The organism is Paenibacillus sp. J22R98, from assembly GCF_059383835.1.
This window is the reverse complement of the sequence record NZ_JBXENW010000001.1, coordinates 12,581-31,958: the sequence shown is the minus strand read 5'-3', so window position 1 is coordinate 31,958 and position 19,378 is coordinate 12,581. Positions and strand designations below refer to the sequence as shown.

The following is a 19,378-nucleotide window of genomic DNA, read 5'->3' as shown; positions in this document are numbered from 1 at the left end:
AAGTAAAAAAGCTGCCTCAAACGTCGCAAGTTGCGCGTTTTGAGACAGCTTTGGTTGATTAATGAGAGGATGTGCCGTATTCGCTGCTCTCGGCCATAGCATCGAGCTTCTGGCGACCCATGAAGAATGCGAATGCCAGGGCAAGCACCGATGGAATGATCGCCCACATGAAGGTGTACGTAATCGAGGATGAAAGCGCGGCTACGATCTTATCCAGCACTTCAGCCGGGATCAGCTTTCTCGTTTCCGGTGTCAGAATGGCACGCGGATCGCTGAGATCCAGACCTGCCGGCAGTTCAGCAGCGCCGCCGCCAGAACCCGCAAAGGCATCCTTCAATTTATTCGTCATCACGTGGCTTTGAACGATACCGAATACGGTAATGCCGATCGTCATCCCAAGCGAACGAAGGAAGTTAAGCGTTGCACTCGCAGCTCCGCGCTCCCTTGGCGAGAAAGAATAGATGGCTGCGTTGCTGAGCACCGAGAACGAAGCTCCGATTCCAAGTCCGACCAATATCATGAACACCGTCACGATAAACCGCGTCGAATCGACGCCAAGCGTTGTCAGAAGCACGTTACCGGCAACCAGAATCGCAAGGGTAGGAATCATGATGGAACGAAAGGTCATCTTCGTCATCAAGAAACCGCCGCCCGTTGCCGTCACAACCGTTCCGAGCATCATCGGCAGAAGAACCATGCCGGCATTCGTCGCTTTACCGCCGAGCACGCCTTGAATGAAGATCGGAATGTAAACGGAAGCGGTAATGAATGCGGCACCGCTGAACATCGCAATTGCATTACTGCTCCAATACAGCCGTTTACGGAACATGTTAAACGAAATAATCGGCTCCGACACTTTACGCTCAATCATAATAAAGGCTATCAGCAATACGGCGAAGCCTGCAAACAAACCAAGAATCATGGATGAATCCCAAGCATATTTCTTACCACCGAGCTCAAGCGCGAACATGAGGCACACGATACCCGCAACAAGCGTGATGGCGCCGCCCCAGTCGATTCGCTGTTTGGCATGCTCAACCGATTCTTTATAGAAGATCGCAATCATCAAGAAAGCAATTAGTCCAAGCGGCAGGTTAATGTAGAAAATCCATTCCCAAGCGATATAGTCTGTAATATACGCACCAAGCAGCGGTCCGAAGATGCTCGACATACCGAATACGGCACCGAATAAACCGCCCAGCTTACCGCGGCTCTCGAGCGGAACGGCATCGAACATAATGGTGAAAGCAATCGGCACGAGCGCGCCGCCGCCGATTCCTTGAATCGCGCGGTAAATACTAAGCTCGATAATCGAGTGCGCAGTTCCGCAAAGAATGGAACCGAGCATAAAGGTTAAAATCCCGAATATAAAGAATCTTTTGCGTCCATACATATCGGACAGTTTACCGAAGATCGGCATGCCTGCCATCTCAGCCACCATATAAGCGGATGTGACCCATACAAATTTGTCCATGCCGCCAAGGTCATGAACGATCGTACCCATCGCCGTAGCTACGATGGTGTTGTCCATGGAAGCCATAAGAATGCCCAGCAGCAAACCCGCGACAACAATGCCTACATTACTTCGTTTTGCCATCATTTTGAGTAGTTCCCCTCCATTGTGTACATCTTTGTTCTGTCCAGACGGTTCATCCGTCATGCATCGGAGTCTTCGTCATCCATAGGTGTCGAATTGATCCACACCTGCTCCCCATCCTCCAGCCTCGTCAAACTGCCAGCCTTGATCTCACGGATAAACAATTGCAGCCAAGCGAGCTCTGACTCCAACTGGTTGACGATAAACTCCTGCTCAATTAGGAAAATCCGCGCAAGTCCTTGTGAAACCGCTGCATCATTCCCTGCACGGCGCTGCACGATGTCTTGCTGCACGGAGGTAATTCGCCGCTCCAGAAGAGCAGCCGTTTCCTGCGGCGAAATATGGCCGATAAACGATAATGCCACCGGCAATTGCGGATATTCTTTCACGGGGGCATAAATCAGCTCTCGGATCCACTCGTGAAACTCCGCAACACCGGCATCCGTCGGCGCATAGATCGTCCGTTCGGGATGTCTCCCTTCCCGCTGTGTTTCCAGCGGCACGATCCACGCCAGCTTGAGCAGCGAATCCACTACCGAATAAAGCGAGCCATTGTTAAGCTTGATGACATCCGGAATGCCGCGCTGCTTCATCGTGGCGGCGATTTCATACGGATGCATCGGTCGTTCATTCAGCAGCGATAAGACGGCTAGCGCCAGCATGTTGCTTACTTTTCGTTTGGCCATCCTTTAAGGACTCCCTTAAGAAATGATTCGAACTCACTCATAGTCCATTTCGACTATACGAAATAGAACAGTTACTGTCAACCGCCTCCGGCATGAGAAAATAAAAAAACCTTGGGCAGATGAGCTATAGGATTAAGCTCCCCCAAGGTTTAAATGTTCTATAACGACAGTTTATAGAAGGCAGCCGCATTGCCGCCGTATAAAGCCTCTCGCTCTTCTTCGCTAAGCGTTGTTGGCAGTGTTTCATCCAGTACATCGCATACATCCTTGTAGCTCCCGGCAAGCAGACAAACCGGCCAGTCACTGCCGAACATTATTCGCTTCGTACCGAAGGACGCAACGATATGTCTTACATAGCTCGTAAATTGCTCCGGCTTCCAGTCATCATGCGCGGCTTCGGTAATCATGCCCGACAGCTTGCAATAGACGCCTGGATATTGCGCTGCGATCTCGCTCATTTGTGTTGCCCACGGCTCGAGTATCCCCTCGCGAATTTGCGGTTTGCCGATATGATCGATGACCGCATGCAGACCCGGTACTTGCTTAAGCAACGCTAGTGTTGCAGGCAATTGATGCGAAACAATGAGCAAATCAACGGGAAGCTTGATCTCAGCCAAGTAGCGAAGCGCCTCCAGCGATTGCGGATTCAGCGCCTCGAAAGGATCGCTCATATCTTGAATCATCACGCGGATGCCGACAAATTTCGGATGCTGCCGGAAGCTATCCAACGCGCTGCGCCAATTCGGATCTTGGAAGTCCAGCCAGCCAACTACGCCGGCAATGGATTCCGCATGATCACTGAGCGATAGCATGTAGGCCGTTTCTTCGTGGGTCGCTGCCGCTTGGACTACGATCGTACGCGATACTCCGGCAGCCTCGAGCGCCGGTTCCAAATCCGCTGGACTATAATCGCGGAATAATATCGGACCTGCTGCCGGTGTCAGCCAGCCATAGTCACCGCGGTCTAATTTCCAATAGTGCTGGTGGGTATCAATTCTTATCATCCTGATTTGACTCCTTTAGGAACGAATTAGTAGTTGTGAGTTGAAACGCTTCCATGTTATATTTTGGTTTTCCGAGAAGTGAAATTGATTGGAGGAACACGACCGTGAAGATCATGACGTTTAACTTGAGAGTCCATGTTGAATCAGACGGCGACAACGCTTGGCCACACCGGATTCAAGAAGCAGCTGAAGCCATTAAGCAAGCAGATGCCGATGTCGTCGGTACGCAGGAAGGTACTGCTGCTATGCTTCAGGACTTGCAAGCGCTGCTGCCTGAATATCGATGGATTGGCATTAGCCGCACCGGCCAGCTGGAAGGCGAATATTGCGCGATATTCTATCGGCATGCCGTGCTTGAGCCCGTCGAAAGCGGACATTTCGGCCTGTCTGAATTTCCCGGGCAGCTAGGCTACACAAGCTGGAACTCCGCCTATCCCCGCATGTGCAGCTGGACCAAGCTTCGTCAAACAAACGGCGAAGAATGGGTCGTGTTCAACACTCATTTGGATCATATAAGCGCTGAGGCTCGTACGAACGGGGTTAGGCTGATCGTGGAGCGAATGAAACAGTCTTCTGCCATTGCAGGCGATATCCCTGCTATTCTTACAGGCGATTTCAATTGCGGGCCTGACAGCGATGTCATCGGCGCCTTGAACGAACTCGGACTCCTAAACGCTTACACTTCGCTTGCCGGAGAACCTGGTCTCACCTTCCACGACTATCATGGGGGCGAAGACGGCGTACCGATTGATTATATTTTTGTTACACCTAATGCCCTTGTACGTAACGTTCATGTTGACCGGAATCTCTATAACGGTCGCTATCCTTCGGATCATTATCCGGTCGTCGCGACTGTCGAACGGCGTTAAATTCTTAAAAAAAGGAGTGCCGAGGCACTCCTTTTCTCTTATTCTGCGTCTGCTACGAAACGGTTCGTCAGCGCGCCCAGTTTCTCAATTTCAATTGTTACTTCGTCGCCCGGCTTCAAGTACACTTGCTGCTCGACCGGAAGACCAAGCACAACCCCTTCAGGCGTCCCCGTCAAAATCACATCGCCCGGTACAAGCGTCATATGCTGCGACACATAGCTGACAATCTCATCGCAAGCGAAAATCATATCCGATGTGTTGGAATTCTGGCGAACTTCGCCGTTCACTGTGGATTTGATCCACAGATCATTCGGATTGCCAACTTCATCGGCAGTTACCAGGTAAGGACCGAGCGGGCTGAAATCGTCGCAGGACTTGCCCAGCAGCCATTGCTGTGTACGAAGCTGCAGGTCGCGCGCGGACAGATCGTTCACGGCGCAGTAGCCGAATACGTGAGAGAGTGCGTCTTCTTTGGCCACATACTTGGTTTTCTTGCCGATAACGATAACAAGCTCCGCTTCATAATCCAGCTTCTCCGTTACTTTCGGAACCGCGATGTCTTTCAAATGGCCTGTCAATGTGTTGTTGAATTTATTGAACAGAATCGGATAAGCCGGAATTGGCGCGTTCGTTTCTTCCGCATGCTTGCGGTAGTTGAGCCCGATGCAAATGATTTTGTTCGGATGCGTGACGCATGGTCCCCACTCGATTTCGCTTTCTTGACGAACATAGGATTCGCCGCCAGCTACTTGAAGGGAAGCGATATAGTTTCTAAGGGAAGCTGTAGCAGCCTCTCCGCCTTCAATAACGGCCATCACCGTAGATGGCACTTCCGCGCTCGCGCTTCCGGCAGCCGCCTGAAGGGCTGCTTCTACATCTACAACCCCGTTCTCTGTTACTACGCCAAGCGCATTACGACCTTGTTTAGAAATGCTAATGAGTTTCATAAGTGAATTGGCCTCCGATCTTATAGTAGAAAGTGAATGAAAGGAAAAAGCTAGATTACCTTGGATTAGTTAGGCTTAAGCGTTCTTGCCGAATACGACGCCGCCGTCCACATAGAGTGGGGCGCCCATCACGAACGAAGACTCATCGGATGCCAGGAAGAGCGCTGCTTTGGCAACATCCTCCGGTAACCCCAATTCTTCGCTAAGTTGGCGTTTCTTCAAGCCTGCAATCGCCTCTTCCGGATCGGCGTAAGAGGTTTTCAGGTAGTTCTCTACGAATGGGGTCATGATGGTACCCGGTAGAAGTGCATTAACACGAATATTATAAGGCGCGTAGTCTACTTGCATCGACTTCGTAAGCGCAAGAACGGCGCCTTTGGTCGCAGCATAGGAAGCACGGCGTGCCAGACCGATTTCGGCAATACAGGAAGACATGTTGATGATCGAGCCAACACGGCGCTCCATCATATGAGGAATGACATATTTGGAAGGCAAGAAGACGCCGCGAATGTTGACGTTAATGACGCGGTCCCAAGCTTCCGGTTCGATCTCATGCAGCAGGCCAACGCCGCTGATTCCCGCATTGTTGAAGAGCACGTCGATGACGCCGTAATGAGCGATAATTTGATCAACCATGGCGGAAACCTCAGTCGGATTGGTGACGTCTGCACGGATGAAGATCGCTTCTCCGCCCGCTTCTTTAATCTCATTCACCGTAGCTGTTCCGTTCTGCTCGGACAGATCATTGATGACGAGCTTTGCACCTTCGCGCGCAAACAATAGCGCAGTGCTCTTGCCGATACCGGAGCCCGAGCCTGTAATGAGAATTACTTTATTTTGCAATCGCATTCTCTCATCTCCCTCATACATTGTGGTTGTAGTCGTGTGCGACACCTAGGCAGGTGATCGCGTTACTTGGGTACCGATAGTCGCTGCGCAAGCCCTGTCATTTCTTCAATCGCTTGGCTCGACTTGACCTCCCATTGGTGAAGCAGCATGGAGCAGCTGACGGCAGCCGTTTGGTTCGCGTTCGTGCCGGCTATAATTGGAGCCGCCACGCATCGGAAGCCCATCACGGACTCTTGATCGTCTAAGGCGTAACCTTGCTTACGAATGACATCCAGCTGAGCAAACAGCTCGTCACGGTTGTCGATCGTATGGGGTGTCAGCTTCCTCAGCTCATGCTGCGGGTACAAGGCGAGCCGTTCTTGTTCGCTTAATTGCGAGAGCATGGCTTTGCCTAGCGCCGTTGCATGTGCAGGAAGCCGCATGCCTGGCTCGGATTGCAGCCGGACCGGCGAAATCGCTTCCACTTTGCCCATGTACAGCACCTGGTCATCCACTCGTTTCGCGAGCTGAATGGTCTCCTGCAGCCGATCTCGAACCGATATCGCTTCGTCCAAGAAAAATTGATGCAGATCATATTGCTTCAAATACGAGGAGCCGAACTCGGCAAAAGCATGGCCAAGCACATACGTATCGCCTGCCGCCCGCTTCACCCAGCCGAGAATTTCCATCGTGCTCAGCATGGAGAACATCGAGCTCTTGTTGATTTCAAGCTTCTTCGATAAGTCGATCAGCTTATGCTTGGCTGGCTCCCGCGCCAAAACGGCCAACACTTTATCCGCTTTCTCCAGCGCAGGCACCCAGTACTTGCGTTCCTCAGACACGCCAATCGCCTCATCCATTGTTGATGGGTTGGTTTTATATATAAAACCAACTTCTTTATAGTAAACCTAACTACTCCTTTCACTATAGCTCGCCCAGTTGGTAATTTCAATAAGAAAATTGGAGGATTTGGGTTGGAATGGGGGCGTGGGGCGGGATGGAGCAGTTAGCAATATAGCCGTTTAAAGTTGTGCAGATTGTACGGTTCGGGCGGAATTTGGGGCGAGGTGCAGATCTTAAGCGGTATATCCGCTTATCATGCTTCATTTTGGGTTAGTTTGGCCGCTTTAAGCGGTATATTCGCTTAAAGCTCCCCGAAATAGGCTGTTCGAGCAGGTTTGAGGTGGGGTTGGCGATCTTAAGCGGCATATCCGCTTATGATGCTTCATTTTGGGTTATTTTGGCCGCTTTAAGCGATATATCCGCTTAAAGCTCCACGAAATAGGCTGTTCGAGCAGGTTTGAGGTGGGGTTGGCGTTCTTAAGCGGCATATCCGCTTATAATGCTTCATATGGGTTAGTTTGGCGACTTTAAGCGGTATATCCGCTTAAAGCTCCGCGAAATAGGCTGTTCGAGCAGATTTGAGGTGGGGTTGGCGATCTTAAGCGGCATATCCGCTTATGATGCTTCATTTGGGTTAGTTTAGCGACTTTAAGCGGTATATCCGCTTAAAGTTCCCCGAAATAGGCTGTTCGAGCAGGTTTGAGGTGGGGTTGGCGATCTTAAGCGGCATATCCGCTTATGATGCTTCATTTGGGTTAGTTTTGCGACTTTAAGCGGTATAACCGCTTAAAGCTCCTCGGTAAATGCTGTTCGGGCGGAATTAAGGATGGTTTGGCGAGCACACGAACGAGCACGCTGCGAAGAAGCGTGTGCAGCACGGCCGCGCGCCACCATAACGCAAAAAAGCGAGAGCGAACAACCCGCTCCCACTTTCATTAACAACAAGTCACTTAAACGGACTCGGCTCCTGATTCAGCTTGACAGTGCTGAGGAGGCGTTCCTGATCGATTTTGTAAAACAGCTGGTTGTTAATCACTTCGGTGATGACGGTATAAGCCTTTGTAATTTGCTTATAGGTGCTGTCGTCGCCGGGGTTGATGACATTATAGCGCACCGCGACTTCGTAGATTGGCCTGTTGGCAGCGTCTTTGCCCGTCGTCCTTCCGTCTATAATCTTATAGCTCGAAATGCTGCGCATCGACGAGCCTACCATTCCCGAGAACGGATGCCACACGCGCACATCATCCTGGATCGCCTGCGCCGAGAGCACGAGTTTGAAATCTTCATCCGCATTATAAGAGCTGGAGAATGCACCTTGAAGCGCAGCCATATAGCGGTTCACTACATTAATGACGCTGTTGTATTGGATATAGCCGGGAAAAGAATCATCCTTCCAAATATCAACCGTGCCGCTCCCACCGCCCGTGATGCTGACTTCCTTCTTAGCCGAGTTCCACGCCACTTCACCGCCCAGCTGTTCTGCCACGATACGAAGAGGCACATATACGCGACTATCTCGCAAGTACGATCCGCTATCTTTTACGAGTACCCCATTTATCTTAAGCGACAACTGGCCAGCGGCGTAAACAGCCGTTCCTGTTACGAGCGAACATACCACGCACAACACGGCAATCCATTTCTTCTTCATCACGACATCTCCTCATACGCGGAAATAGTTATCCTTTCTACTATGGACGCTCCTCAGCAGCAAACAGTTGCGAGCCTCTTCGCAAATCTATTGCACAGAAGGCTGAACCTCAGCAATAATATACCCAAAGGACGCCGAATCCCCTGCGCGCCTATACGAGATTCAGCTGAAAGAAAGGAAGTCCGCCGGATGCTGCCCAATCAAAGCGGTTCACCGATCATTAACAGTATTGGCGATATTATCGTGCAAGCGGGCGGTCACCAGCTTGGACCACGCACCATTGTCGATTATGAGCTGGTCTATTTTCCCGAAGGATCAGATACCGTGTATGAGGTTCAAGGGCCGCAGCCCATCCAGCACCGACTAAGCGCGCCTTGTTTCGTGTTCACGCAACCGGATACCGCACACCGGTACTTGTTTGATCGCGACCGCAACGTTCGGCATCTATTCGTTCACTTCGACTACGATCTCCTGCGGGAGAAGGATTCGCGTTTCAACGCGCTGCTCAGCACGATTCACGTGGTTCCGGCCGCACAAAGCAGCTTGATCGGCGCCATCATGAATCAGATCGTCGTGGTCGCCAACTATCAATCCCACCACTGGCGGCGCAGGCTCGCCTCGCTGTTAACGACAGCCATCGAAGAACTGGCCGCCTTCGCCGATAAAACGCCTGAGTTCGCAATTAGCAGCTATCCTGTGCAAATCGCAACCAGCATCGCCTACATGGAAGAGCATCTCACAGAGCCGATTACGATCGAAAATGTGGCTCAGCAGTCCGGCTGGTCTCATGCGCATTTTACAAGGATGTTCGTCGAAGCTGTCGGCATGTCGCCCAAACGGATGCTGCTCGAGCGCAGACTGCATCGTGCTGAGGAATTGATGATGAAAGGCGCGGGGACGGTCAAGCAAATCTCCTACCTGGCCGGGTTCGGCGATGAGCATCATTTCTCCAAAATGTACAAACGGATCCGCGGCATTACCGCAACCGAATATATAGAGCGCTGCAAAGGTCCGATTTTCCGCCATACGGCGATTGGCGTCGATCCGGATCGCACTTTCGTCAATCGGCATATCGTCGTAAACCCGGATATCAAATAAACACATCGAAAATCGTTTCCTTCCATTGAAACCGCTCTCTTAATATTGCACAATAAAAGCATATCATCTCGTTACTGGAGGAATAGAATCGATGGCAACTTACTATACGCCTAAGTCCCGTGAGCGGGTTGACCGTTATCTGGTCAGTGTGGAGGAATATGCGCATTATCATCGCACCGGTTACCTCATTGTAAGAGGGCTGGTGTCAAAAGAAGACATCGCCGAACTCTATGAGCTTGCCGAGAAGACGAGAACCAAGAATAAGAAACCCGCTCGCGAGTCCAATGGCGGCGACCCGCTTCATGAAGAATTTCTGGATGCGACACGCGTCCACATGCTCTCTCGCATCGAACCTGCCGCTGAACGCGGCATGCTGAACCCTCGCATCCTGGATGTGACCGAGGCACTGATCGGGCCGGATGTGTATGCCGTACAATCGATGATGTTCCTGAATCCACCCGGCCGCGGCGGCCAAGGCTGGCATCAGGACGCTTGTTATATCAAGACGCATCCGGACACGCTGATCGGCGCATGGATCGCGCTCGAAGAAGTCGACGAAGAGAATGGCTGCCTCTGGGTAGCACCGGGCTCCAATCATGAACCGATCTATCCACCGGACGGAATCGGCGGCGGTAATGTGCATGCCTTGGATGCCTTCTCGAATTTGAATGGCGTACAGAACGTGAGCCATCTGGACGATGAAGTAAACACGTTATCGAAGGTGGTTGCCAAATATCCGCCACCGATTTCGGTTCCGATGCAGCCGGGCGACGTCTTGTTCTTCCACTCGCACCTGTTTCACCGGTCGTACCCGAATAAGACAACCGACCGCTTCCGCCGTTCCTACGTCTGTCACTATTGCAATGCACGCTCTTGGGTGCCATGGGATCATGACGGCTACGAAGGGGATTCCGGCAACTACCGCCAAATTCTCGCACGCGGCCGCACTCACCTTCCTTATGCGGAGCCGGCTTTCGGCACCGAGGTGTATTTGTACGAAGGCGATGACAGTGACGGCAGCGTCAGCATGATGGGCATGGACAACGGCATGATGATGCCGATTGGCCAGAAGAAATAAACCAAAACGGCTTCTCCTCACCGTTCATGTGAAGAGAAGCCGTTTTTTTTCTATACGCCTACTCCGAGCAGATCATAATAACATTACCATCCGGATCTTTTACCGTGAAGAAAGCAAGGCTATCGCCATGCCGTTCAATATCGGTAAACACAGGCACACCTTGCGATGCCAAATAAGCGCGTGCCCCCTCTATATCATTCGTTACCAACATAAATAACGTCTCATAGTCATCGCCATGTCGATGACGGTTGTCATCGATCAGAATATCGCTGCCGCTCTTCATCAGCAGGCTGTAGATGGAGTCCTCCGGCCCGATCTCGTCTAACTTGTATGTCAGCCCCAGCGCCTCGCTATGAAACCGGACAGCACGCTTCATATCCGTAACATTCAGAAAAACGCCGCCGATTTGATTCATAATGGGACTCTCCGTACCTTCATCGCGTTCCACGACCTCAGACTCATAGTCCGATTGCGTAACCATGACCGAATTGCGATCCGGATCCTCGAATCGGAAGAAAGAAAGTCCCGGATGGGGGCGATCGATTTCGCTGATGCTGCTTATCCCTCTCTCCTCCAGGAATCGGCGAGCCGCCTCTATATCATCGGTTTTATACATGAATCTAACTTGCGGCACATCAGGCGAGTTGCTCTTGTTGTCATCCAGTATGAGGCCTGTCCCACCTTGCAAGGACAACCAATACACATTGCCTCCGTTTAAGCGCTCCTCCAATACAGGCAGCCCCATCACCATGCTGTACCACGCCGCGGATCGGCGGAGGTCCGTGACGTGGACAAACACACTTCCCACGACATGTTGAATCGGACTGATAACGTTAACCATCTGAATCCACTCCCCACTTTACGTTCGTTAGGTTACGCCCTTCGTCCCAGTCTATTCCGCGTCTTGCTCCGGCAACTTAACGTTAGTTCTATTATAGCAAAGGAAAATGTTTCCACCCCATATAAAATCGACGGAAATTGCTTCAAATGTTGCGGATTTCCCTCATTAAAGGTACTATCAGAACATTGAGCATTGCCTATACTTATAATGCGAAACAACCGTATGAGAGGAATTGAATAGACACACATGATTATCAAACCAAGAACGCGCGGTTTTATCTGCACGACCGCTCACCCAACGGGCTGTGCCCTTCAAGTGCAGGAACAAATTGATTATGTTAAAGAACACGCAGCCATCAACGGGCCTCGCAACGTGCTCGTCATCGGCGCATCCGCGGGTTATGGCCTTGCAGCCCGTATTGTCGCGGCATTCGGTGCCGGTGCTAATACGGTTGGCGTCTACCGCCAAAGTGAGAGCAAAGCAAACCGCACGGCATCGGCAGGCTGGTACAACTCCGCTGCATTCGAACAGGCCGCGCAGCAAGCTGGCCTGAAATCATTCAGCGTGACAGGCGATGCATTCACGGATGAGACGAAACAGAAAGCGGTTGACCTGATCAAGCAGGAGCTGGGTCAAGTTGATCTGGTCGTATACAGCGTCGCTTCCGCGCGCAGAACGGATCCGAAGACAGGCGAAACGGCGAATTCCGTATTGAAGCCGATCGGTACTACATACACGAACAAAACCGTAAACTTCCACAGCGGCGAAGTCACCTCGATTACGATCGAGCCTGCGACGGAACAGGAGATTCAAGATACGGTAACGGTTATGGGCGGCGACGACTGGCAAATGTGGATTGACGCCTTGCAGCAAGGCGGCGTGCTCGCCGAAGGCGCTACAACGATCTCCTACTCGTATATCGGATCGCAGATTACGCAAGCGATTTATCGCGAAGGCAGCATCGGCCAAGCGAAAGATCATTTGGAAGCTACAGCGAAGAAGCTCAATGAGCAGCTAAGCGCAATCGGCGGCCGCGCCTTCGTTACCGTCAGCAAAGCGCTTGTAACGCAGTCCAGCTCGGCGATCCCTGTTGTACCGCTCTATATCTCCGCACTATACAAGGTCATGAAGGAGAAAGGGCTGCACGAAGGCTGTATCGAACAAACCTATCGTTTGTTCACCGAGCGCCTATATGCAGGCGGCGAGGTTCCGGTAGATGCGGAAGGCCGCATTCGCATAGACGATTGGGAGCTGCGCGAGGATGTACAAGAAGAAGTGGCGAAGATATGGGAGGCCATTACTACGGAAAACATTGAGCAGCTTTCGGATCTCGAAGGTTACCGCAAAGAGTTCTTCCAGCTGTTCGGCTTCGAAACGGCAGGCGTCGATTATGAAGCAGATACGGATCCGAACGTAGATGCACCTAATATTGTTTAATCCATGAATAAGAAAGGCCGGGCATCTCGCTGCTAGCGAGACACCCGGCCTTTCCTGCGTGCTATTACTGATTATAAACCTCGAACTCATAAATAATAGGCGCGTAGCTGGTTCCCGAGGTGTAATAAATGCGGGCTTTGCTGCCCGTTGCCGCACTGAACGTAATCACCTTCGGCACTCCGCTTGCTCCAATGGTCGTTCCCGTGTAAGCCGTCACCCACGAAGAGCCGTTCCAATACTCGATGCGATAACCCGTCGTTCGGCTGTCATACTCGGTGAGCACAACCTTATTGAAGGTGGTGTTCGCCCCGAAGTTCACCTCCAGCCACTGTCCGCTCCAGCAGCCGCTGCAAGCCTGCCAGTTCGTCGCCGTTGTGCCATCGAAGGCTTTCGGCGCCTGCTGATTGGCATCCCATGAGGAGGAGCTCGAATAGGTTTTGCCTAGCGCCAGGTTCGGCACATCATAATAAACCTCGAATTCATAAATAATCGGGGCATTCGCTGTTCCCGAAGTAAAATAAATTCTCGCTTTACTGCCGGTTACTGCGCTAAACGTAATGGTCTTCGGCACGAAGCTTGCACCGATACTCGTACCGGTATAAGCGGTTTGCCATGTGGAACCATTCCAATATTCGATCCGGTACCCTGTTGTCCGGCTGTCATATTCGGTGAGCACCACTTTATTGAAAGTCGTGTTCGCACCGAAATTCACTTCCAGCCATTGACCGTTCCAGCAGGTATTGCACGCCTGCCAGTTCGTCGCCGTTGTGCCGTCGAAGGCTTTCGGCGCTTGCTGATTCGCATCCCACGAGGAGGAGCTGGAATACGTCTTGTTCAGCGCCAAATTCGTTAAGTTAGGCGCAGGAGTCGACGTTTTCTGCACAAGAAGCACCCAATCGTTCGAGTCCGGCTTGGCCGGTATGTTCCACTGGCCGGATATTGCCTGCGCGCTGCTGCTAATCGCCGTGTAGGCGCCGGTTCTCGGATTGTACCAACGGGCATTGTAGAGGAACGCATTGTCCATTTGCTTCAAGGTGCCGGTGCTGGTCGTGCCGTTAAAGAAGAAGACCGAATACACCGAATTACCATCGGAGGAAAGCAGCGACTTCGACGTATCATTGAACGCACCCCAGCTGGCATCATCGAATCGCGGAACTAGCTTCCACCACTCCAGCGATGTATAGAAGCTTTTGAAATACGTCAATTGGTCGCCCGTTGCATAGTTCGCGCCATCATACCACCAGGTGTACCGCGCCGGAAGCTCGTAGCCGGTGCCGAAATCATCTGCTGCACCCGAAACGGAATACACATCGTTCCACGTGCCTGAAGCTCCATAGCCATACCCGTAAATCCCATACTGGAACGACTTATACGCAGCGCCTAAAGCGCCGCGAGAATCCGTCCAGAAGCCGTCGTATGCGCTTTCATACATAACCGAAGGTTTGGCTGTCGTAAAGTTCCAGAAGTCCTTAGCCGTACTCATGCCGGTCATATCGCCTTGCCACTGAATCGCCCAGCCATCATGATACGGTTTGCTCGCCCAAGTGGAATTCGATGCAACCGATGTACCGGTATTCTCCATATGCGGCATGAGCGGCTGGTTGTACGCGTCATTGTCCGAGATGCTCTGCCCGACGGCATACCATTTGCTCATCGTCGTGGCGTTGTAGTTGTTGTACATGTTGCGGTCGATTTCCTGCGCAATTGTCCAGATCACCGGATAGGAGCCGTACCTTGCAACCCAATATTTTGCCACTCGAGCCATGTAGGCATCGGTATACACACCGCTGTAACTGGCCGGATCAAGTGCCCAAGATACTTGCGCATTGGCATGGACAAGACCTTGATCGGCAATATACTTGAATTTCCGATCCAAGTTATCAAAGCCGGGCAAGTCAGTGCTCGAGAAACCATCGCTGAGGTTCGCTACCGCTTCTTCATCCGCTCCGGTATGCGTGCCACCGCCATGCGGCTGCCAGATCGGCTCAGATTGATACACAGTGAACCCTTGGCTTACGCGTTTATCGACCACGTATTTGAACTGTGAGGCAACCCCTGCCTTATTCGAGGTCGCGAACCGTTCATGCGGCAAAATCCAATGCGTATCGCCCAAGTAGAAGAACGGCGTGCCATCATTGTAAGTAAGGTAGCGGCCATTGCTGCTTACCTTAAGGAACCCTTTCTGATAGATGGCCTGGCTTCCTGTGTAGGCATCGGCTTGAATCGTTTTCGTTACATTGTGCAATCCGGTATCCGTAGTATCGTTAGCCGTCGTCGTCATCGTCCAGGCACCGGTCACCGTTGGGGCGAATCTCACTTTCCACACTGCGCCGCCATTCCAGAAAGCCGGGCGAGTAATCGTAACGCCGCCTGGTCCGCTGAAGGTTGCGGTCACATCCACATCTTGAAACGGGTTTGTGTAGGTCTTGGAGCTGGTCAACGAAATTTCGACAGTCTGCCATTTCTGAACGGTGTAATCTGCCGCGAAAGCCTGCTGCGGGATGACAAGCGCCGCCATCATGATGGCGAAAGCCAGCACTAACGAGCTGAACCGCCGCCTTCTCACCCCTACACGTAAACCGGTTAACATATCATACACTCCCTCTCGGATCATATGGTATTGCTTCGGTTTCAAGCCGCTAACCTGCGGACGCGCTTCCCTCCTTTCCTGCATGCCGACCAGCCCGCCATCTAGTCTACTTAGCAGGCACTCCTCTCCTATATTCAGTATAGAAAACCGTTGGCTTTCGGAACATTGCTGCATTTTTCTATTTGTTTGTTTTATTCGGTTTCTTCGGCTTACGCTGCCTTCCCGGTATTATTAATGATCACCGTGAAGCTGCACGTTGCCTTTATCGAAGGATAAACTTCCGACCAGTTTAGCTTCTTCCAAGCGGCATAGCTCATATGATTGCGTATCGGAATGCCCATTCCAAAGCTATCGACTCGGTTCTTCTGCACATAGTCAATCAGCTTCTGTCCCCGCTCGGTCAGCTTCTTCGCAACCTGCTGCTCAATTCGTTTCCGGTCTCTCGGCTCAGCGAGCGAGAGCTTGCCGGTGTATTCGAGAACCGAGCCTTTCAGCTTGATATGAATGTGAATCGAAGGTACGCCGAAGGAATCGCGCCTAACCTCCACTTTCCGGCGACTGATTAACGAACTGAACATGATGGTATCTCCCGCACTCTGCTGGCCGTTCAATTGGACGCTTACCTCGCCTTGCTTGAATGAACCTTTTAGAAAAGCAAAGATGAGCCCTTCATGTGCAGGAATCATCGTTATGTATCGGTCATCTCGAAACAAACCTATACCGTCGATATTGATATGCTCGCCGGAATCTCTGAGCACAGGCATAACAGGGTCAATCCCGTCATCGAATAGATCTCGCGTGAAGGAATAGAGCGACGTTAAAGGGATCGTCCTGCCCATTGCTTCCTTATCCAGAATTCCGTCGATGTATTTACCGGTAATGGGATGCTGTTTGTAGTCCTTCTGCAGCAAATGTTTGGCATTCCCGTTCACGACGGTTAGTTTGAGCCTCGGAGAGATCGAAGGATCGCGCAGAAGCGTGTCCAAATGCTTCAACATTCCGCTTCTTGCAAATGACATACTAAATAACGCATTGCGAAGTTGACCGCTGACCAGCAGCAGATTGGTCTGTTTTGCAAGCTTGGTTCTAGCCTCCTTGCCGCTTGCTGCGATCGCACTCAGCACCTCGCGCTGCGTGCGCGCCTGCGGATCCGCCTTCGGTATGGAAACGGCAATCTCAAGCCTGTTGTTATCCACCAAATCATAGCTGCTCGTTTGGGAGAAACCGAGCTTCTCGAGTACGCGCTGGTCGCCGCACCCCGTAATGCTCAATGCAAAGGTCAAAGTAACCGGCAGCAGTATTGTTTTTCTCATCTTCAACTTCATGCGGATGCCACTTTCTTTCGCGTGAACGCCAGCACAATAATGAGCAGCAGCGGTAAGGTAAAGGCAATGACGCACTCCACCGTACTGAACATTTTGAGCCATGTCTGGACTTCGCTTAGCGTCTCGGGAATGAAGGCGATAAAATAGCAAAGCAGCACAATTATGCCGGCAAGCAGATTTTCTTTGATTTTTGGAAATATTCTGCGGCTTGTCTCTTTAGCCGACCATAAATACATGACGACTGTAAGCAATGTCGTGAAGAGAAAGAAACCGTAGAAAAAGTTTTCCAACCGTTCGACGAATGGGAATTTTATATACGCCATGAGGTCAAGCAGCGGATACAGCATTCGGTTCAATTGTAGCGGGCTTAAGAAGCCAAATGCGATTAAGCAAATATACGTATAGAATACCGTTGTCACTAAGCTGCCGATGATGGTTGAACGGAGAAATTTAGTCTTGGCATCGGTAGAAGGAAAGGTAAGCATCACTAGTTCATATCCGAGAAAGGCTGAATAAATGGCGATAAAGTCTGATAAAGAACCGGTTCCACCCTTAAGAAAGAACGGCGTTAACCTCGCAAAGCTAAATTCGCCATAGAAGAAAAAAACAAGCAGCAGCATCCACACAGAGAACCAGAAGAACATCGTGGCGGCTTTGGAAATATTGTACAGTCCTTTGATCATCAACCAGAATGTCAGCACATCCAAGACAAGCTTGAAGAGCATTGGGTTTGTCGTAGGAAATGCCAGCATTTGAAAAATAAGCACATATTCTTTGGCAACTAAACAACCCAGCATTCCCCATACGCCCATTAGCAACAAATAGAGCGGCAGCAACAGTATTCTAGGAATTGCATGTTCCAGAATATCGAAGATCGACTTGCCCTTGCCAAGTTTATAAACAGCCCCAATCAGCAGCAAATTGAGGACTACAATTATTCCATACCCGGGGAGTACGATCCATCCATTCGTTCCGAAGGACTTGCTCAGCATCTGCGGAAGCATGAAGATAACGACTCCAAACTGCGACATGAAGACAAGTATGGTCATATGGAATGCGGACAGCTTCTCTGACCCATTCATAGGCAGCTCACCTCTTCATTTTGTTTCTAACTTTATTCTTCGTGCGCGTCTGAGAAGGGCGGTAATTCAATTTGTTGAATGGAGCGCGGAAGAGCACATCACTCCACTCCACGGGCTGATTAGGTGCGATTGGAGTCAAGTAAGAAGACCCGAAGCTGGTCATACCGCTCAGGTGAATAATGACAGCAGCCAGGCCCATTGCCAGTCCGAGATTCCCCCAGAATCCGGCCAACAAGATCAGACCGAATCGGATGAGACGTATCGAAGCGCTCATGGTATAGTTCGGGATAACGAATGAAGCAATGGTCGAGGAAGCAACTGCAATAATGAGAATATTACTGGTTAAGCCTGCTTGCACACCGGCTTGACCGATAACGATACCGCCGACGATACCGATGGTTTGCCCGATTTTTGTCGGCAATCTGGCGCCGGCTTCTCGGAGCAGCTCGATTGTAAGCTCCATCAGCAACGCCTCGTACACGGGAGGGAAAGGCACTCTGCTTCGGGATTCCGCCAGAGTCAAAATGAGGTTTTGCGGGATCATTTCGTAATGATAGGTTGTGACCGACACATAGAGCGCTGTGAAGATCATGGTGATGAAGAGAGCAATGAACCTTAAAATTCGCGTCGCCGAGCCGAGCATCCAGCGCATGTAATAATCGTCGGAAGAGGAGAAGAATTCCACGAATGAGGCCGGGATGCTAAACGCAGTCGGACTTCCTTCCATGAGCCCGACCACTCTTCCGGCTACAAGCTTGGAAGCGATGGCGTCAGGCCGCTCCGAGGTCAATATTTGCGGAAAAAGGGCATATGGACTGTCATCGATAAGCTGAATCAGCATGTTCGAATCGAGCACCGCATCTATTTCAATGTCCTGAATTCGTTTCTTCAGTTCGTTCACATACTCCATATTGGCTATGTCTTTGATGTAGAGTACATAGACATCCGACTTCGTGACTTCCCCTACAGAGAGTCGGATCACTTTAAGATGGGAGCTCTTAATCCGCTTGCGCAGCAATCCGAGACTGACGCCGGCATCCTCAGTGAACGCATCATGAGGGCCGGTAATGGTTGTTTCCTGTTCCGACTGCGAAACGGAGCGTCCCTCATTGCCGGAAACATCGACTGCATAAGCCATATTTTCATAGAAAAAGGCTGCATGTCCGGACAATATAGCGATAATGAGCTTCTTGCTATCCGTCACAGGAACAAACTGCGACTGCGTTACGAGATGCAGCAGCTGCTCTTGATCCGTATACTCGATCAGGTTCAGCAAATCTCTGTAAAGCTTGTCCCCTGAAATCAGGTTGCCAATAAAGAGAATATCGACACCTAAATTTGGGATTGTTCGATGAATCAGGTCACTACAGTCCTGAAACTCATGAAGGGTATGTGCAAGCGTAGGTAGATTATGCTCTTGTGTTGAAGTCATACACATGCCTCCGCTGGATAGTTTTTCCGTTATTATGTATCGAATGGAAGCACTCTAACCGCACAACAAAAAG

Annotated in this window: 16 protein-coding genes; 4 read left to right on the top strand and 12 right to left on the bottom strand. The window is 51.0% G+C overall.

Going from position 1 to position 19,378, the window contains the following annotated elements; genetic code table 11:
• Positions 1–58 precede the first annotated feature (58 nt).
• From AC50Y3_RS00150 to AC50Y3_RS00140, 3 genes are all read right to left on the bottom strand, one after another.
• Entirely contained in the window at positions 59–1,597 is a 1,539-nt protein-coding gene (locus tag AC50Y3_RS00150; protein ID WP_494817759.1) for an MDR family MFS transporter, read from the bottom strand.
• A 59-nt stretch (positions 1,598–1,656) separates the two neighbouring features.
• Complete coding sequence (locus AC50Y3_RS00145) at positions 1,657–2,283, bottom strand: PadR family transcriptional regulator (RefSeq protein ID WP_494816761.1); 627 nt, start codon at positions 2,281–2,283, stop codon at positions 1,657–1,659.
• 158 nt (positions 2,284–2,441) lie between these two features.
• A complete protein-coding gene (locus tag AC50Y3_RS00140) occupies positions 2,442–3,287 on the bottom strand; it encodes an amidohydrolase family protein (protein ID WP_494816760.1) in 846 nt (281 codons plus the stop codon).
• A gap of 113 nt (positions 3,288–3,400) precedes the next feature.
• Between AC50Y3_RS00140 and AC50Y3_RS00135 the strand changes: the two genes are divergently transcribed.
• A complete protein-coding gene (locus tag AC50Y3_RS00135) occupies positions 3,401–4,156 on the top strand; it encodes an endonuclease/exonuclease/phosphatase family protein (RefSeq protein WP_494817758.1) in 756 nt (251 codons plus the stop codon).
• A gap of 38 nt (positions 4,157–4,194) precedes the next feature.
• Here AC50Y3_RS00135 and AC50Y3_RS00130 read toward each other — a convergent pair whose 3' ends face one another.
• The 4 genes from AC50Y3_RS00130 to AC50Y3_RS00115 form a co-directional block, all read right to left on the bottom strand.
• Complete coding sequence (locus AC50Y3_RS00130) at positions 4,195–5,103, bottom strand: fumarylacetoacetate hydrolase family protein (protein WP_494816759.1); 909 nt, start codon at positions 5,101–5,103, stop codon at positions 4,195–4,197.
• Between the two features lie 75 nt (positions 5,104–5,178).
• A complete protein-coding gene (locus tag AC50Y3_RS00125; protein ID WP_494816758.1) occupies positions 5,179–5,952 on the bottom strand; it encodes an SDR family NAD(P)-dependent oxidoreductase in 774 nt (257 codons plus the stop codon).
• 62 nt (positions 5,953–6,014) lie between these two features.
• Positions 6,015–6,773: an IclR family transcriptional regulator gene (locus AC50Y3_RS00120; protein ID WP_494816757.1), complete on the bottom strand. Its 759-nt coding sequence runs from the start codon at positions 6,771–6,773 to the stop codon at positions 6,015–6,017.
• 947 nt (positions 6,774–7,720) lie between these two features.
• Positions 7,721–8,422: a stalk domain-containing protein gene (locus AC50Y3_RS00115; RefSeq protein ID WP_494816756.1), complete on the bottom strand. Its 702-nt coding sequence runs from the start codon at positions 8,420–8,422 to the stop codon at positions 7,721–7,723.
• 189 nt (positions 8,423–8,611) lie between these two features.
• Between AC50Y3_RS00115 and AC50Y3_RS00110 the strand changes: the two genes are divergently transcribed.
• Together AC50Y3_RS00110 and AC50Y3_RS00105 are read left to right on the top strand one after the other, a co-directional pair.
• Complete coding sequence (locus AC50Y3_RS00110) at positions 8,612–9,520, top strand: helix-turn-helix transcriptional regulator (RefSeq protein ID WP_494816755.1); 909 nt, start codon at positions 8,612–8,614, stop codon at positions 9,518–9,520.
• Between the two features lie 91 nt (positions 9,521–9,611).
• Positions 9,612–10,598 (top strand): phytanoyl-CoA dioxygenase family protein, encoded by a 987-nt coding sequence (locus tag AC50Y3_RS00105; RefSeq protein WP_494816754.1) that lies wholly within the window; start codon positions 9,612–9,614, stop codon positions 10,596–10,598.
• 58 nt (positions 10,599–10,656) lie between these two features.
• Here AC50Y3_RS00105 and AC50Y3_RS00100 read toward each other — a convergent pair whose 3' ends face one another.
• Positions 10,657–11,439 carry a VOC family protein gene (locus tag AC50Y3_RS00100; RefSeq protein WP_494816753.1) on the bottom strand — a complete coding sequence of 261 codons (783 nt, stop codon included), beginning with the start codon at positions 11,437–11,439 and terminating at the stop codon, positions 10,657–10,659.
• Between the two features lie 246 nt (positions 11,440–11,685).
• Here AC50Y3_RS00100 and fabV point away from each other — a divergent pair, with 246 nt between their 5' ends.
• Positions 11,686–12,876, top strand: coding sequence for an enoyl-ACP reductase FabV (fabV, locus tag AC50Y3_RS00095; protein ID WP_494816752.1), 1,191 nt, complete (start codon positions 11,686–11,688; stop codon positions 12,874–12,876).
• A 64-nt stretch (positions 12,877–12,940) separates the two neighbouring features.
• Here fabV and AC50Y3_RS00090 read toward each other — a convergent pair whose 3' ends face one another.
• The 4 genes from AC50Y3_RS00090 to AC50Y3_RS00075 all read right to left on the bottom strand — a co-directional run bounded on the left by AC50Y3_RS00090 (position 12,941) and on the right by AC50Y3_RS00075 (position 19,305).
• Positions 12,941–15,550, bottom strand: a complete 2,610-nt coding sequence (locus AC50Y3_RS00090; protein ID WP_494816751.1) for a discoidin domain-containing protein — start codon at positions 15,548–15,550, stop codon at positions 12,941–12,943.
• Positions 15,551–15,675: 125 nt separating this feature from the next.
• Positions 15,676–16,791, bottom strand: a complete 1,116-nt coding sequence (locus AC50Y3_RS00085; RefSeq protein WP_494816750.1) for a Ger(x)C family spore germination protein — start codon at positions 16,789–16,791, stop codon at positions 15,676–15,678.
• Positions 16,788–17,873 (bottom strand): GerAB/ArcD/ProY family transporter, encoded by a 1,086-nt coding sequence (locus AC50Y3_RS00080; RefSeq protein ID WP_494816749.1) that lies wholly within the window; start codon positions 17,871–17,873, stop codon positions 16,788–16,790. Before AC50Y3_RS00080 ends, AC50Y3_RS00085 begins: the two co-directional genes overlap by 4 nt.
• A 7-nt stretch (positions 17,874–17,880) precedes the next feature.
• A complete protein-coding gene (locus AC50Y3_RS00075; RefSeq protein WP_494816748.1) occupies positions 17,881–19,305 on the bottom strand; it encodes a spore germination protein in 1,425 nt (474 codons plus the stop codon).
• Positions 19,306–19,378: the final 73 nt, after the last annotated feature.

Bases quoted from the DNA above. Each gene is read 5' to 3' on its own strand.
- AC50Y3_RS00150 (WP_494817759.1), bottom strand. From the start codon at position 1,597: ATGGCAAAACGAAGTAATGTAGGCATTGTTGTCGCGGGTTTGCTGCTG.
- AC50Y3_RS00145 (WP_494816761.1), bottom strand. From the start codon at position 2,283: ATGGCCAAACGAAAAGTAAGCAACATGCTGGCGCTAGCCGTCTTATCG.
- AC50Y3_RS00140 (WP_494816760.1), bottom strand. From the start codon at position 3,287: ATGATAAGAATTGATACCCACCAGCACTATTGGAAATTAGACCGCGGT.
- AC50Y3_RS00135 (WP_494817758.1), top strand. From the start codon at position 3,401: ATGACGTTTAACTTGAGAGTCCATGTTGAATCAGACGGCGACAACGCT.
- AC50Y3_RS00130 (WP_494816759.1), bottom strand. From the start codon at position 5,103: ATGAAACTCATTAGCATTTCTAAACAAGGTCGTAATGCGCTTGGCGTA.
- AC50Y3_RS00125 (WP_494816758.1), bottom strand. From the start codon at position 5,952: ATGCGATTGCAAAATAAAGTAATTCTCATTACAGGCTCGGGCTCCGGT.
- AC50Y3_RS00115 (WP_494816756.1), bottom strand. From the start codon at position 8,422: ATGAAGAAGAAATGGATTGCCGTGTTGTGCGTGGTATGTTCGCTCGTA.
- AC50Y3_RS00110 (WP_494816755.1), top strand. From the start codon at position 8,612: ATGCTGCCCAATCAAAGCGGTTCACCGATCATTAACAGTATTGGCGAT.
- AC50Y3_RS00105 (WP_494816754.1), top strand. From the start codon at position 9,612: ATGGCAACTTACTATACGCCTAAGTCCCGTGAGCGGGTTGACCGTTAT.
- AC50Y3_RS00100 (WP_494816753.1), bottom strand. From the start codon at position 11,439: ATGGTTAACGTTATCAGTCCGATTCAACATGTCGTGGGAAGTGTGTTT.
- fabV (WP_494816752.1), top strand. From the start codon at position 11,686: ATGATTATCAAACCAAGAACGCGCGGTTTTATCTGCACGACCGCTCAC.
- AC50Y3_RS00090 (WP_494816751.1), bottom strand. From the start codon at position 15,550: ATGCAGGAAAGGAGGGAAGCGCGTCCGCAGGTTAGCGGCTTGAAACCG.
- AC50Y3_RS00085 (WP_494816750.1), bottom strand. From the start codon at position 16,791: ATGAAGTTGAAGATGAGAAAAACAATACTGCTGCCGGTTACTTTGACC.
- AC50Y3_RS00080 (WP_494816749.1), bottom strand. From the start codon at position 17,873: ATGAATGGGTCAGAGAAGCTGTCCGCATTCCATATGACCATACTTGTC.
- AC50Y3_RS00075 (WP_494816748.1), bottom strand. From the start codon at position 19,305: ATGACTTCAACACAAGAGCATAATCTACCTACGCTTGCACATACCCTT.